Origin of the sequence: Brevibacillus borstelensis (assembly GCF_036700025.1) — a bacterium.
GTDB lineage: Bacteria > Bacillota > Bacilli > Brevibacillales > Brevibacillaceae > Brevibacillus > Brevibacillus borstelensis.
The window spans coordinates 2,697,879-2,711,603 of sequence record NZ_CP144922.1 but is presented as its reverse complement, the minus strand read 5'-3'; the positions used below and the strand labels follow the sequence as shown (position 1 = coordinate 2,711,603).

13 protein-coding genes are annotated in these 13,725 nt (G+C 49.9%); 3 read left to right on the top strand and 10 right to left on the bottom strand.

Annotated elements, in window-relative coordinates; translation table 11 throughout:
* The first annotated feature begins 62 nt into the window (after window positions 1-62).
* Window positions 63-1,199 carry an acyltransferase gene (locus tag V5G20_RS12745; RefSeq protein ID WP_338463439.1) on the top strand — a complete coding sequence of 379 codons (1,137 nt, stop codon included), beginning with the start codon at window positions 63-65 and terminating at the stop codon, window positions 1,197-1,199.
* Between the two features lie 16 nt (window positions 1,200-1,215).
* Here V5G20_RS12745 and V5G20_RS12740 read toward each other — a convergent pair whose 3' ends face one another.
* Window positions 1,216-1,923: a hypothetical protein gene (locus V5G20_RS12740; protein ID WP_024983811.1), complete on the bottom strand. Its 708-nt coding sequence runs from the start codon at window positions 1,921-1,923 to the stop codon at window positions 1,216-1,218.
* A gap of 289 nt (window positions 1,924-2,212) precedes the next feature.
* Between V5G20_RS12740 and cbpB the strand changes: the two genes are divergently transcribed.
* On the top strand, window positions 2,213-2,689 hold the full coding sequence (gene cbpB / locus V5G20_RS12735) for a cyclic-di-AMP-binding protein CbpB (protein ID WP_003385765.1): 477 nt from the start codon (window positions 2,213-2,215) through the stop codon (window positions 2,687-2,689).
* A 64-nt stretch (window positions 2,690-2,753) separates the two neighbouring features.
* On the opposite strand, the gene V5G20_RS12730 is transcribed toward cbpB, so the two are convergent.
* From V5G20_RS12730 to V5G20_RS12720, 3 genes are all read right to left on the bottom strand, one after another.
* Window positions 2,754-3,833: a YheC/YheD family protein gene (locus V5G20_RS12730; RefSeq protein WP_003385766.1), complete on the bottom strand. Its 1,080-nt coding sequence runs from the start codon at window positions 3,831-3,833 to the stop codon at window positions 2,754-2,756.
* 223 nt (window positions 3,834-4,056) lie between these two features.
* Window positions 4,057-4,617, bottom strand: a complete 561-nt coding sequence (locus V5G20_RS12725) for a class I SAM-dependent methyltransferase (protein ID WP_024983812.1) — start codon at window positions 4,615-4,617, stop codon at window positions 4,057-4,059.
* Window positions 4,618-4,637: 20 nt separating this feature from the next.
* Window positions 4,638-5,393, bottom strand: coding sequence for an MBL fold metallo-hydrolase (locus tag V5G20_RS12720; protein ID WP_338463465.1), 756 nt, complete (start codon window positions 5,391-5,393; stop codon window positions 4,638-4,640).
* 52 nt (window positions 5,394-5,445) lie between these two features.
* Here V5G20_RS12720 and V5G20_RS12715 point away from each other — a divergent pair, with 52 nt between their 5' ends.
* Window positions 5,446-6,486 (top strand): hypothetical protein, encoded by a 1,041-nt coding sequence (locus V5G20_RS12715; protein ID WP_003385769.1) that lies wholly within the window; start codon window positions 5,446-5,448, stop codon window positions 6,484-6,486.
* A gap of 99 nt (window positions 6,487-6,585) precedes the next feature.
* Here the strand turns inward: V5G20_RS12715 and V5G20_RS12710 are convergent, their stop codons facing one another.
* The 6 genes from V5G20_RS12710 to rny all read right to left on the bottom strand — a co-directional run bounded on the left by V5G20_RS12710 (window position 6,586) and on the right by rny (window position 13,432).
* A complete protein-coding gene (locus V5G20_RS12710) occupies window positions 6,586-7,452 on the bottom strand; it encodes a 2-oxoacid:ferredoxin oxidoreductase subunit beta (protein WP_003385771.1) in 867 nt (288 codons plus the stop codon).
* Entirely contained in the window at window positions 7,424-9,202 is a 1,779-nt protein-coding gene (locus V5G20_RS12705) for a 2-oxoacid:acceptor oxidoreductase subunit alpha (RefSeq protein ID WP_003385773.1), read from the bottom strand. The genes V5G20_RS12710 and V5G20_RS12705 overlap by 29 nt, the downstream gene beginning before the upstream one ends.
* A gap of 194 nt (window positions 9,203-9,396) precedes the next feature.
* Window positions 9,397-10,335, bottom strand: coding sequence for a dipeptidase (locus tag V5G20_RS12700; RefSeq protein ID WP_003385774.1), 939 nt, complete (start codon window positions 10,333-10,335; stop codon window positions 9,397-9,399).
* A 146-nt stretch (window positions 10,336-10,481) separates the two neighbouring features.
* Window positions 10,482-10,742, bottom strand: coding sequence for a stage V sporulation protein SpoVS (spoVS, locus tag V5G20_RS12695; RefSeq protein ID WP_003385776.1), 261 nt, complete (start codon window positions 10,740-10,742; stop codon window positions 10,482-10,484).
* 117 nt (window positions 10,743-10,859) lie between these two features.
* Window positions 10,860-11,654 (bottom strand): TIGR00282 family metallophosphoesterase, encoded by a 795-nt coding sequence (locus V5G20_RS12690; protein WP_024983816.1) that lies wholly within the window; start codon window positions 11,652-11,654, stop codon window positions 10,860-10,862.
* A gap of 251 nt (window positions 11,655-11,905) precedes the next feature.
* Window positions 11,906-13,432, bottom strand: a complete 1,527-nt coding sequence (gene rny, locus V5G20_RS12685; RefSeq protein ID WP_003385780.1) for a ribonuclease Y — start codon at window positions 13,430-13,432, stop codon at window positions 11,906-11,908.
* Window positions 13,433-13,725 lie beyond the last annotated feature (293 nt).

The following is a 13,725-nucleotide window of genomic DNA, read 5'->3' as shown; positions in this document are numbered from 1 at the left end:
TTCCTGGCAACCAGAAAAAAGCACGTGGATAAAACGTGCTGTTAAAAGCTTTAGGAGGAGATATGAATAGCAATCGAAAGGGGACTTTTCAGGATCTGAATGCCCTTTTTGTTTTTGGGGCTGCTACCGTATTGGTCATTCATATTCTGGGTTTCTTTATTCAGACACAGAGCGAGTATCCCTGGAATACGGACATCGAGGCTGTCTTGCTCATATTGCTGCGGTTTGGACGCTCGCTGTTTATCTTTGCAACGGGGATGCTGCTTTTTTACTGGTATCAGAAACGCCAGGTCGACTGGGGGGCATTCTGGCGAAAGCGCTGGAGAGTCATCGTTCTTCCCTATATCATTTGGACGGCGATTTATACAGTTTTCAAGCTGCAAACCGTTAACGTGGCCCAATTGGCTCCACAATTTTTTCACAGCCTGCTAACCGGCAGTTCTTTTTATCATTTATATTATATTCCGTTATATCTGCAGCTGAATTTGCTCTTTTTTGTTTGCAAGGAGTGGTTTGAGCGGTATTTGCGCTTTTGGATGGTCGCTCTGCTGTTTTTCTTGCAAAATGCGCTGTACGTCGCATTCCACTATTTATTTGCCGATCCTCAGTGGGCAATCGATTGGTCTGCGGGCCCGCTGCTCTCTCTGATCGAGCACGGATACGTAAGCGGTCAAAATTACGTCTATATGTACTTCTTTACTTTCGCACTGGGGGCATATGCCGGACTTCATGTGGATAAATGGCGGCTCTGGACAGATCGCATCAAGCTGCCAGCATGGATCTTGACAATCAGTCTGGGCGTTTGGATCGCGTACCGCTATTTGAACAACCACATCAGTTATGAACAGAGCCTGAATATTTTTGATCCGATTTACTTGATCTATACGACGAGCTTCCTGGTCGGTTTTTATCCGCTCTCCCGGTATCTTGGCAAACTACCGGCGCTCAGCGAATGGCTGTCCAAATGGGCGAGGTATAATATGGCCATCTACCTTGTGCATCCGCTGATCCTATTCCTGCTGGAGAGCTACGTCATCTTCCGGCTGAATTGGTCAACTCCGGTCTTAATGGCGGCAATGTTTGTAATTACCCCGCCATTGTGTATTTTCCTGTATGAGCACACCCTGATTTCCTTCTGGAACCAAAGGCCAAAACGCAAGAGCCGTAGACGGGTACAAATAAACACACATGGCGCCTAAACAACTTAGGCGCCTTTCACTTTTCAAAGCGATGGGTCCGTTCATTGTAACGCAGAAGCTGGTAGGAGCTCTTCTCCATCAAAGCGACTCCCGTCTGGTCCAAAGTGCGTTCCAAACTGAAATAAACCATGGTTTTTCCCTCTGGGTCCAGCTTTACGGTGGCATCGAGCACATCCATCGTCTCTTGTTGATTGCGGCGGTGGGCGATACCGCTCCAGGCCTCATGATAACCTTCGGGCGTCTTATGAATCACGTATAAGGCACGCTCATCTCCTTGCACAGCGGAGATGTCTGTCGTCAGAACCAAGTAATCCTCCCCGACAACCTGATAGCTGTATACGCTCTCCTGCTTGCTGAATACAGCTTCATAGTCACCATTTCGGCGTTCGTACAGGATTGTCGCCCCTAGTCCCTCTGGCAGTTTTACAGCCGCGAGCAGATCAGGAGCATCCGGCGTACCCTCAGTCGCCGAAGAGGGCTTTATAGATGCGTCTATTTTCCTTATCCCTATAGGGACAACTGTAATTTGGGCAGGAACAACCAGATTGCGCACGCTTTCATCCAGCTCTTTGCGCAAATCCTCCACGAGCCAGTCGGGGACTTCAGACATTTGGGCGCGATCAAATCCTGAGCCGTGCAAAGATAACTGTCTGCCCACAAAAAAACCGGCTCCTGCAGATAAGATCATGAACAGGGCAACAGCCCCCCAAATTGTTTTTCGCATGGCAACACAGCTCCTAGCAAAAGGGGATCCATCAGTAAGACGATTGAACCGGTAAAAAAGTTACGCCTGTTTTCCTACAAAATCCTAGTGTAAATAGCCCTGCGATCCTGCATACTACAGGGTAAGGGACGTTTGTTCCACACCTCGATATTTGCCCGGCTGTTTTGCCGGGCATCTTTGTTTTGTTTGCACGCAGCCCTACCCTTCCCTCTCTCCATACGGTATCATAGAGGTGAACCACATAAGGCGAATCAGGTTCGCCAATGTAGAGAAAGGTGGTGGACGTTGTTTGAATCCGGACTGGCAACTGCTCCATACAAAAATAAAAGATCTCGTAATTGCGTCGACAAAAGTAGCTCACGTACAACTGGGGAATTCTTTGGAACATGCCCTGCTCGTACTCATCAAGTCTGGCTATTCGGCAATTCCCGTATTGGATCACTCCTATCGCCTGCACGGTCAGGTCAGCACAACGAATATTTTAAACAAAATCTTGGGCTTGGAACGATTTGAATATGAAAAAATGGATGATTATACAGTCGATGAGGTGATGACGACCAAAATTGCCCGGATGAAGAATTCTGAGGAGTTTTTGAAAGCGTTGGAAATGTCGATCAACCATCCATTTATATGTATTGAGGACGAAGAAGGGGTTTTCCAGGGCATCCTGACGCGAAAATCCATCCTGGCAGTGGCATATCGCCATTTCCGCCAACTTCCTTACCCGGCGGCAGAAAATCAGGCCACTCCATCTGATGCTACATAGTGTCCCTCATTTTTGCTAAAAGAAAAAAGCAGGCCTGGCCTTTCGGCAAACAGGTCTGCTTTTTTTACTGGCTGCTTTTTCTGATAGACGGAACCATCCCTCTCATCAGGGAGCTGGCGTATTCAAGGGGATGGCGATAGGTCTGCTTAAACATTGCCATTTCCCCCGCGCTATAAAAGGAGTAGCGCTGATCTCGAATATTGATCTCGATGAGATAGGGGTTCCCTTTCCCATCAATCCCCATGTCCATTCCCAAATCGGCAAGCGAAGGGTAGTAGCTTTCATACTGCCTGGCCAACTGTATCGCTGCAAGCCCGATCCTTTCGATGATTTCCTTCTGCTGCTCAGGAGAAAAACTCTCTCTCAAAACGGTCTCCAGAGGGAAAGCTCTACCTCCGCGAGCCAAATTGCTCAGCTTGTTCTTTTGATTGGCCACTTTCGCAACCATTCCGCTTACAGACCACTTCTGCTCCCGGTTTTTTTGCACGGAGACCCGTATGTCAAATGTTTTGCCTTCATACCGGGCCAGAGGGATACCTTGCTGGATCAAGTACCGTTTGTTTCCGATCCACCTGGCAAGCTCCACAATCAGACCTTGCCGAGATAATACTTTTCGATACTGTGAAGAGATGAAATGGTAATGGTCCCCCTCTCGCTCGATGCGAACCACACCGATTCCTACCGAACCAATCGATGGCTTCACATAGACGATTCGATAGCGGTCGAGGAAATGACGCAGGTTGTCTCTTGAATAAGGGACCGTATGGGGCAAATAGCTGCGCACTTGCGGGTTTTTCCAAAGCATCTGATGGACTTTCCGCTTGTCTCTGACGACCAAACCGTTAAAAACGAGCTGTGTCTTGCTCAGGCTTCTGATTACTTGACGGGCTTTCAGGTCTCCTGTCAACACGCGGTTATGGATAACCCGCGGCACAGGAACCACTCTCGGAACCAAGCGGCTCCCATTCCAAAAATAGCCTTTCACCTTTCCGTTCGACAAGACATGGCGAGGATGAAAAAAGACTGGCTCAAGACCTAATTCTCTCCCGATTTCCACATAATAAGGCAGTCGTTCATACGATTTTTTGCCGTTGATGCCGTGTTGGATGATGTTCCAATCCAGCATGATTCCGACTTTATTCACGGAGTTTTGCCCCCTTGATGCATTCCTCATCATAGGGTATGTATATGACCCGGGAAGGGCGTGCCTATTTTCCCGAACATGTTTGTTTGCTCCTTCGACACCCTTTTGCATTCTTTTTTAAGGTTGTCGGAACATGCGCTTGCCCGGGAAAGAAAAAATCTCTGCCGCCAGTCCAAAGCTGCGAAATACAAAAATCAGGCCTCCGTAAATGGCAAAACGCTCCTCACATTTCTCTTCGTTCTATCGCCAGCAAAAAAGGGGCCTGGTTCTGCTGATTGAGATACTGGTATTGGAGCACCAAAAATTCCAATTGGCTGAGTTGCGAGCAATATAACTGCACCGCTTCCTTTTCAGCGGAGCCAGCCGGATGCCCCCAATAAACCATGACGGTCATAATTCCGCCGGGCTTCAAAAGGGACAGACCCGCTTCGATCGCCCGGATCGTAGTCGCTGCCTGGGTCGTGATCTCTTTGTTTCCCCCTGGCAAATACCCCAGGTTGAACATAATCGCCCCGACCGGCCCCGTCAGCTGCGTCATCTCCTCGTGGCTCGCCAATTTCATCTCGACCCGTTCGAGGACTCCCTCTCGCTCGAGGCGTTCTTTTGTTTTCTCCATGGCTTGGGGTTGGATATCATAAGCGATTACCTTGCCGGTTTCACCCACATGACGAGCAAGGAACAGGGTGTCGTTCCCGTTTCCCATCGTTGCGTCGATCACCGTTTCCCCGGCAACAACTCTCTCCCGTATTAATGTTCGTGCTACTTCCAAGACATTGGGAAACATCTTGCTTCTCTCCTCTCTTTCTATAGCGATAGATCTATCTGCAAACCGATTTTTGCTACATAACAAGTGCCGCTCCGGTACGCTTTCGCTTCTTGCCGCACTTCCTCTTCTGTGTACTCGTGAAACAGATGAGTGATGAGAAGGGAGCCGCAGCGCAGTCTCTCCGCCCATTCCGCCGCCTGCCCAACGCTCAGATGTCCATTTGGGCGTGCAGGCTTGTTTCGCTCCAGATAAGTACCCTCGCAAATAAACAAATCGGCCTGGCTGGCGAACGGTGTCCAATCCGTTCCCGGACCGCTGTCTGCTCCATATACAATCGTTTTTCCCGACGATTCCAATCGGATTGCATGGCAAGGGTCGCCATCTCCATGATCGGTGCGGAGGAATGAGACGCGGATATCCCCGATCGTCAAAGTTGTCGTTTCATCTACCGGGTAAAAACGAGTCGCATCGCGGTACACCAGTTCCGCCGTTTTTTCAGCAGGTTTGCCCGGAGCGTAAATCGGCAGCGGAGACTCTTTGTCCCGCTGGCCAAATAATTGATGGACCATGAGGCCGTACTGCAATACGCCGACATCGGCTACGTGATCATGGTGATAATGGGAAAGGATGAGCGCATCCAGATCGTAAACCGGCAGATGACGGGTAAGCTGAGCTAATACACCACTCCCGCAATCGAGCAGAAGGTTGGTATATGCGGTCTGAATCAGGTAGCCGGGAGTCGCTCCGGCAGGGCCCGGATAAGGGGACTGAAACCCCAGGACAGTAAGGAGCATATTCATCGCTTCCTCTCTCATAGGATGAAGTAAGTGGGACAGGAGGTTTGTCATGCAGCGTTCTTGGAAGGCCGCACTGCAAATTGCCTTTACGTATATCGGTACGGTGGTGGGAGCAGGCTTTGCTTCCGGCAAAGAAATTGTTGAGTTTTTTGTTCAGTATGGCTCTCAGGGGCTGGTAGGCATTCTGCTTGCCACCGGCTTGTTTATCTGGGGCGGAATCCGGGTCATGGTGCTATCCTATCGGATTCAGGCCGATTCTTACCAGGACCTGAGTACCTATTTGTTTGGACGACCCGTCGGTACTATCTTCAACATGCTGCTCTTGACTGTGTTGTTTGGAACAACCTCAGTGATGCTGGCTGCAACTGGAGCTGTCTTCCTGGAGTCTTTCCAATTATCTCCGCAGCTCGGGATTTGGGTAAGCATGATCCTGATTTTTTTGGTGGCACGAAAAGGCTTGTTTGCCATTCATTCCGTCAACAGCTTGTTCGTCCCCCTTTTGATCGGCTTTACCCTGCTCGTATTTCTATATTCCCGGCCTTGGCTGGATGACGAGCCCCTGATCGAAGCCGTCAAGCCTTGGGCCTGGCTGAGCTCCCCTCTCTACTATGTTGCCTTAAATATCTCGCTGACACAAGCTGTGCTCGTTCCAATCGGTCGTCACAGCTTTAGCGAGAGACCGCTGATATGGGGAGGCATACTGGGCGGTTTGGGCATTGGCATTCTTTTGCTGTTGGCCTATGCTTCGATGTCCGTTCGCATGCCGGCGATCGGCCACGCAGAGATGCCCATGATCGCTCTGCTGCAGGGCCTCGGCAAAGGGATTCCGTTTTTCTTCTCGATTTTGGTCTACACGGAAATATTCTCAACGCTCGTCGCGAATGTTTTCGGCCTCTCCGAACAGATCAAGAAGGCAACAGGCCTACGCCGCTATACGATTGTAGCAGGCATCCTGCTGGTCGGATACGCCATCAGCTTCATCGGTTTTGGTCCCTTGCTTCGTCTTCTTTATCCCATGTTTGGACAACTCGTAATCTTGTTCCTCCTGATGCTGTTTATCCAGCAAATCCGCGGGAAACCGACATCGTGACGCATTCTGGAAGAGCACTCCGCAGCCATCAAAAAAACCTCTCCATCACCCGGAGAGGTTTTTCTCATGCTTTTCATCAAAAGGTGCGAATATGCATGCTTACGCGAATTCAGCTACCAGTTTCGCAAAGTCTTCTTCGCTCATGCGAATATCTTGACCAGCCAAGGATTCTTCTTTAAATCCGGTTACCAGCTGCTCGTAAGCTTTTTGTTCTGTGTTTTGGTAGATCAGACCGGTCAACAGGCCTTTGTACTGCATGGAAGTAGCCATCGCTTTGATGCGGTCATGCGGATCATAGCCTTCGATGGTGTCTACCGGCACAATGTTTTCTTTGAACCAGTCATAGGTGTTTACCTTGTTGTAGGTTACACAAGGACTGAATACGTTGATCAGAGAGAAGCCCTCATGCTTGATACCCATTTCGATCAGTTCAGTCAACCCTTTCAGGTCGCTGGAGAAGGATTGGGCTACAAAGGTAGCGCCGACAGACAGAGCCAATTCAACTGGAGAAATGGCAGATTCAATCGAACCAGCCGGAGTCGACTTGGTTACGAAACCGGTCGCGGAACGTGGAGACGTTTGACCTTTTGTCAAACCGTAGATTTGGTTGTCCATTACGATATAGGTGATGTTCATATTGCGGCGGATCGCATGAACAGTGTGGCCCATACCGATCGCGAAACCGTCACCGTCACCGCCGGCAGCGATAACAGTCAGCTCGCGGTTCGCCATTTTCAGACCTTGCGCGATTGGAAGTGCACGACCGTGCACGCCGTGGAATCCGTAGCAATTGATGTAACCGGAAATACGTCCGGAGCACCCGATACCGGATACGACTGCCAATTGTTCAGGTTCGAGACCTACGTTAGCAGCAGCGCGTTGAATCGATGCCTGTACGGAGAAGTCTCCACAGCCCGGGCACCAGTTTGGCTTTACGTTATTGCGAAACTCTTTCAAAGTCGCCATGTTTAATCAGCCCCTTAACTTCGCTATAGATTTCCTTCGGCAAGAACGGGTTTCCGTCGTATTTCAGCACGGATTGGATCTTTTCAGCGTGTCCGACGTGCTGTTTGAGCAGATTGGTTACTTGCGCTTGTGCGTTATGTTCAACTACGATCACTTGTTTTGCTTTTTCAACATGCGCTTTCAGTTGTTCAGCCGGGAATGGATGAATCAAACGGATTTGTGCATGGTTTACTTTTACGCCTTCGTTTTCGAGACGAGCTTTTGCTTCCTGGATCGTACCGATCGTGGAGTTGATTCCTACGATCAATACATCAGCCTCTTCGTGCTTCGCATCGAATACGACTGGGTTTTTGAAGGTTTTCAGCACGCCTTCCAGTTTGCGCATGCGCTTATCCATTTGAGCGACACGGTTAGCTGCGTTCTCAGATGGACGACCCGTCTGGTCATGCTCAACGCCTGTAACGTGGTGCAAGCCGTATTTTTGTCCCGGAATAACACGCGGGGAAACGCCGTCTTCCGTTACTTCATAACGCTTGAACAGGTCGTTCTGCTCTTTTTCAGGCAGTTCTTGTCCAGCCAGCAGTTTTCCGCGGCGGATCTCAACCTTGCTATAGTCAAATGGGTCAACGGTTTGTTTACCCAAAGAGAGTGTCAGGTCGGTCATGAGAATGACTGGGAGCTGATATTCTTCCGCGATGTTAAACGCTTCCACAGTGTCATAGAAGCACTCTTCAACCGTGCTCGGCGCGATAACGACTTTCGGAATATCGCCGTGAGTACCGTAGATCATTGCGTTTACATCGGATTGTTCTTGCTTGGTAGGCATACCTGTAGATGGGCCGCCGCGTTGTGTATCCACGATCACAACCGGTGTCTCTGTAATACCTGCCAGACCGATTGCTTCCATCATCAGGGACAGACCAGGACCTGCAGAAGCAGTCATCGCGCGAACGCCACCGAAGTTAGCGCCGATAGCCATTGTAATGGCAGCGATTTCGTCCTCAGTCTGAATAACAGTACCGCCAAACTTCGGCAGCTTTTTGATCAGATATTCCATAATTTCGGAAGCCGGAGTAATCGGGTATGCAGGCATGAAACGGCAGCCTGCGGCTACTGCACCGAGGGCAATCGCGTCGTTTCCGATCAAGAACAATTGTTTTTGACCTTCAGCCTTCTCCAGTTGGAATTCAGGGAGTTGTCCACCCGTCAATTCGTTGACAAAGTCAAATCCGCGGCGAATAGCCTCCATGTTCTTTTCGACTACTTTTTCGCCTTTGCGGAGGAACATATCTTCAACAATGTTACGGTAGCTTTCCGCCGGAATGCCGAGGATCGCGCTGGAAGCACCAATGGACACCATGTTTTTCATCAGGGACGTACCCAGTTCGTCTGCAATCTCGGACAAAGGAACGGTAAAGAAGCGAACTTCTTTCAGACCTTCCGGCAGCTTCGGGTTAAATTTCGCGTCCGCAATGATGATACCGCCTTCGCGCAGCTCGTGAGCGTTAAAATCAATGGTCTCCTGGTCGAAAGCAACGAGGATGTCCAGATCGTCGGAGATTGCGCGCATAGGCTTGGTGCTCACACGAATTTTGTTGTTGGTGTGTCCACCCTTAATACGGGAAGAGAAGTGGCGATAGCTGTACAGATGGTAGCCCATCCGATTCATGGCCATCGAGAAGATTTCACCAGTACTCTCGATACCCTCCCCTTGCTGTCCTCCAACTTTCCAGGAAAGTTGACTAATCATTCAGATTCCACCCTTTCAGTGACTGTGAGAAAAAGCTGCCCCACCTTACACGACAGGTTCCGATAAGATGTGACAAAATTGTGCATAGACTGTACCAATTGTAGTCCGAGCCATGCAAAAAAGCAAGTGCTTTTACTCAACTTAACTTTGACCTGAATAAAACGTTGAACTTGGTACATTAATGTTCTCAATGACTATTGTAGCACGTTTCGGAAAACACGCAACCAGTTTTCACGCATAAATTTCTGTACTTCCGCCTCTTTATAACGCTTCTGGAGCGCATTCACCAGATTGTGGTAATCGCCCGCTCTGGCAAGGTCTCCAAAGGTTGTCGTGATGCCGTCAAAATCGGAGCCGAAAGCAACATGGTCGACTCCTCCCAAAGCGCAAACATGATCCAAGTGACGAAGCAGGTCGTCGATCCAGACCGTTCTCTTTTCCGAGGTGACAAAGAAGTCTACAAAGGTCAGGCCCATCACGCCTTTATTGGCAATGAGCGCTTTGATCTGCTCATCGGTCAGGTTGCGCGGATGATCACATATGCTGCGGGTATTGGAATGGGAAGCGATGACCGGATCTTTCGACAGCTCCAGCGTATCCCAGAAACCGGGCTCGGCCACATGCGAGAGATCGATCACCATCCCCAGGCGATTCATTTCCGCAATCACCTTTCTGCCGAACATTGTCAAGCCTCCCGGATTCGGTTCCTGGCAGCCTGACGCCACGGCATTTCCGTGATTCCAGGTCAAGGTCATGCCTCGCAAACCCAGACGGTGCCAAGTTCTCAGTTGAACCAGGCTTTCTTCCAGTGCATGCGCGCCTTCTACAAACAGAATAGCCCCTTTGGTTCCCTTTAATACACATTCCTCCAAATCAGCGTTGCTTAGAATTGGACGGAACTGTTCACTCGCCACGCGCTCATGAAACAGGTCAAGCATCTCCAGCACGGCCTGAAAGCGCCTTCCGAACGGAACATGCTGCGGCACGTAGCAAGCGAGCACTTGTATATCCACATTCCCTTTTTGGAGGTCAGGGAAACCTGCCTGCAGCTCCTCATGCCCCTGGTAAAAATCAAGCTCCGGTCTCTCCCACAGCTTGGACAACACGTCGCAATGGGCATCAAAAATCCCCACAGCCACCCCTCCATATCTATAGAAGCTCTCTGACATGCATCACTCTCAAATCAAACCGTACCATACCTGCCCTGCTTTCGTATACATGAAAAAAACCTGTTCATTCTACGAACAAACAGGCAGTCCAAAGCATGTTCAGTTAGGAATTATCTGGGTTCTACGATCAGCTTGATTGCTGTGCGCTCTTCTCCATCAATCACGATGTCGGTAAAGGCTGGAATGCAAATGAGGTCAACACCACTCGGCGCTACGAACCCTCGTGCGATTGCTACTGCTTTTACAGCTTGATTAAGTGCCCCGGCGCCAATGGCTTGAATCTCAGCCGCCCCGCGTTCGCGAAGCACACCTGCTAGGGCACCAGCAACGGAGTTGGGGTTAGACTTTGCTGAAACTTTTAATACTTCCATCCTTTTGAACCTCCCGTCTGATAGGAATCCTCTCATCATTAGAATGATATTCGCATAACCCCTAAAAATTCCTGCAACTGCACATGAAAGATTCAAAAAATTCAAATCTTATTCTTATTATTCCATAAATGGATGGTCGGCGTCAATTCGGATTCTCTCTAGTTTCTTCGCATTCCCTGTTGCTTTGTCGATGGTTATGAGCACAGCGTTCAGTTGGGCCGGTTCCCCGGCTACCTCGAATCTCGCAGGAAGCTGGGTCATGAACTTTCTGATGACGGCCTCGCGATCCATACCCAAAATACCGTTCATCGGACCGCACATCCCGACGTCACACAAAAAGCCTGTACCCTGCGGGAGAACCCGCTCGTCCGCTGTCTGCACATGGGTATGCGTGCCGACTACCGCGGTAACCCGGCCGTCCAGATACCAAGCTAGCGCTTGTTTCTCTGAGGTTGCCTCCGCATGAAAATCGACAAAGATGTATTTGGTACGCTTTCGCGCCTGCTCTACAAGCTGATCCGCCGTTTGAAACGGACAGTCCAGCGGCGGCAGAAAAGTCCGGCCCTGCAGATTGATGACCGCCAGCTCTCCTTCTGATTGCTTGATATACGTAATCCCGTTGCCCGGAGCTCCCTGCGGGAAATTGGCGGGACGGATCAGGCGAGGCTCACCGTCGATGTAGTCGAATATTTCTTTGTTATCCCAAGTGTGGTTTCCCATTGTAATGGCATGGACGCCTAAGCCAAACAGCTCCTTGGCAATTTTCTCTGTTATCCCTCTTCCGTGAGCAGAGTTCTCTCCGTTTACAACCACAAAAGCGGGTTGGTACTTTCTTTTCAATAATGGAAGATACGTTTTGACGATGTCTCGTCCAGGAGATCCCATGATGTCTCCAATAAACAGCAGTTTCATTTCGCCTTCACCTCAAGTACTAGTATAGCATTTCTTGCTCGCAGAAAAAAAAGCGGCCCTTCTCTTGGCGCCGGCACTTCCGCAACGGCTTTGCACGGTCGTAAACATTTCGGCCATCGAAGCTTTTGACGCGCCGCTGCTGGCTCTTTTGTGATGAAGAAGCATTTTATTCGCTCGAAAAAGGGCAGCAACTATGACTCCGCTCATTCCCCACAGCGACGATAAAAAAAAGTAAAGTGGCATCTGCCACTTTACTTTGCATACTCGACTGCCCTGGTCTCACGAATAACGGTAACCTTGATGTGACCTGGATAGTCAAGTTCATTTTCAATTCGCTTCGTAATCTCACGTGCCAGACGAGTTGCTTCGGCATCGTCGATTTTCTCAGGCTGCACCATGACGCGAATCTCGCGTCCAGCCTGAATGGCGTAAGATTTTTCCACGCCATCGAACGACTCGGAGATCTCCTCCAGCTTTTCCAGACGCTTGATATAGGTTTCCAGCGTTTCGCGGCGCGCACCTGGTCGTGCGGCCGACAGAGCATCCGCGGCTCCAACCAGCATGGCGATAACAGAAGTTGGTTCCGTGTCTCCGTGGTGAGATGCAATACTGTTGATAACCACAGGATGTTCGTTGTACTTCTTGGCCAGCTCGACGCCAATTTCCACGTGGGAACCTTCCACTTCGTGGTCGATTGCTTTTCCGATATCGTGCAAAAGGCCTGCCCGTTTTGCAAGCTTCACGTCCTCTTTCAATTCCGCTGCCATCAAACCGGCGAGATGAGCAACTTCCATCGAGTGCTTCAACACGTTTTGACCATAGCTGGTCCGGTAACGCAGGCGTCCCAAGATCTTGATCAGATCTGGATGGAGGCCGTGAACACCTGTTTCAAAAGTAGCCTGTTCTCCGTACTCACGAATTCTCTCATCCACTTCCCGACGAGCCTTTTCAACCATTTCCTCGATACGAGCCGGATGGATACGTCCGTCAGCAACAAGCTTGTCCAGAGCGGTTTTCGCAATCTCCCGGCGAATCGGGTCAAACCCTGACAAAATAACGGCTTCTGGAGTATCGTCGATGATAAGATCAATCCCGGTAAGTGTCTCCAACGCGCGAATGTTTCGTCCTTCTCGACCGATAATTCGCCCTTTCATTTCATCGTTCGGCAACGTGACGACCGAAACGGTTGTTTCCGCCACATGATCTGCAGCACAACGTTGAATCGACGTTGTGATGATTTCGCGAGCGCGTTTGTCGGCTTCCTCTTTGGCTTGGGTCTCGATCTCTTTGATCATGACGGCCATCTCGTGGCGAACCGTGTGCTCTACCTCAGTCAGAATGATGGTTTTCGCTTCTTCTTGCGTCAAACCGGAGATGCGCTCCAGCTCTGAAACCTGCTCTTTATATAAGTGCTCCACCTTGCTTTGCATGTCCGCAATGGTTCTGTCGCGTTCGGCCAATTCTTCTTCCTTGCGCTCCAGCTGTTCCATTTTGCGATCCAACGCCTCTTCCTTTTGCAGAATGCGGCGTTCCTGGCGCTGGATCTCGTTGCGCCGCTCGCGCAGTTCCGTCTCTGCTTCGGAACGAAGTTTGAATACTTCATCCTTCGCTTCCAGCACCTTTTCCTTCTTGACGGCTTCCGCGTCCCGTTTGGCTTCTTCCACGATCTGTCGTGCCGCTTCCTCAGCGCTGGAGATTTTTGCCTCCGCGATGGATTTGCGTACGAAGTAGCCAATGGCAAGTCCGACAAGCAGCACGGCAACAAGCACAATCATCATAACTATGGAGTTTTCAAAAATGGCACTCATAGGCTTTCTTGTTTCACCTCCTTGTGGTAAGACATCTCCCCGCTTTCCAAGCATTCGTTATTCACGGCGTACTGCTGTTCTATCGCTCTTACGAAAGGCTAAAAAACAGGACCGATTTTACTCGGTCCGCTGAATCCGTACATCCCGTACGGTTCTTCAGTTGTTCACTGGGTACGAGCGATCAAATCAGCGAAAAGGTATGATACAGCTAGTAAATACATATCTATTTTATTATTTGTGAACAAGAATTGTCAAGAACATGC

Bases quoted from the DNA above. Each gene is read 5' to 3' on its own strand.
- V5G20_RS12745 (WP_338463439.1), top strand. From the start codon at position 63: ATGAATAGCAATCGAAAGGGGACTTTTCAGGATCTGAATGCCCTTTTT.
- V5G20_RS12740 (WP_024983811.1), bottom strand. From the start codon at position 1,923: ATGCGAAAAACAATTTGGGGGGCTGTTGCCCTGTTCATGATCTTATCT.
- V5G20_RS12725 (WP_024983812.1), bottom strand. From the start codon at position 4,617: ATGTTTCCCAATGTCTTGGAAGTAGCACGAACATTAATACGGGAGAGA.
- V5G20_RS12720 (WP_338463465.1), bottom strand. From the start codon at position 5,393: ATGCTCCTTACTGTCCTGGGGTTTCAGTCCCCTTATCCGGGCCCTGCC.
- V5G20_RS12715 (WP_003385769.1), top strand. From the start codon at position 5,446: ATGCAGCGTTCTTGGAAGGCCGCACTGCAAATTGCCTTTACGTATATC.
- V5G20_RS12710 (WP_003385771.1), bottom strand. From the start codon at position 7,452: ATGGCGACTTTGAAAGAGTTTCGCAATAACGTAAAGCCAAACTGGTGC.
- V5G20_RS12705 (WP_003385773.1), bottom strand. From the start codon at position 9,202: ATGATTAGTCAACTTTCCTGGAAAGTTGGAGGACAGCAAGGGGAGGGT.
- spoVS (WP_003385776.1), bottom strand. From the start codon at position 10,742: ATGGAAGTATTAAAAGTTTCAGCAAAGTCTAACCCCAACTCCGTTGCT.
- V5G20_RS12690 (WP_024983816.1), bottom strand. From the start codon at position 11,654: ATGAAACTGCTGTTTATTGGAGACATCATGGGATCTCCTGGACGAGAC.
- rny (WP_003385780.1), bottom strand. From the start codon at position 13,432: ATGATGATTGTGCTTGTTGCCGTGCTGCTTGTCGGACTTGCCATTGGC.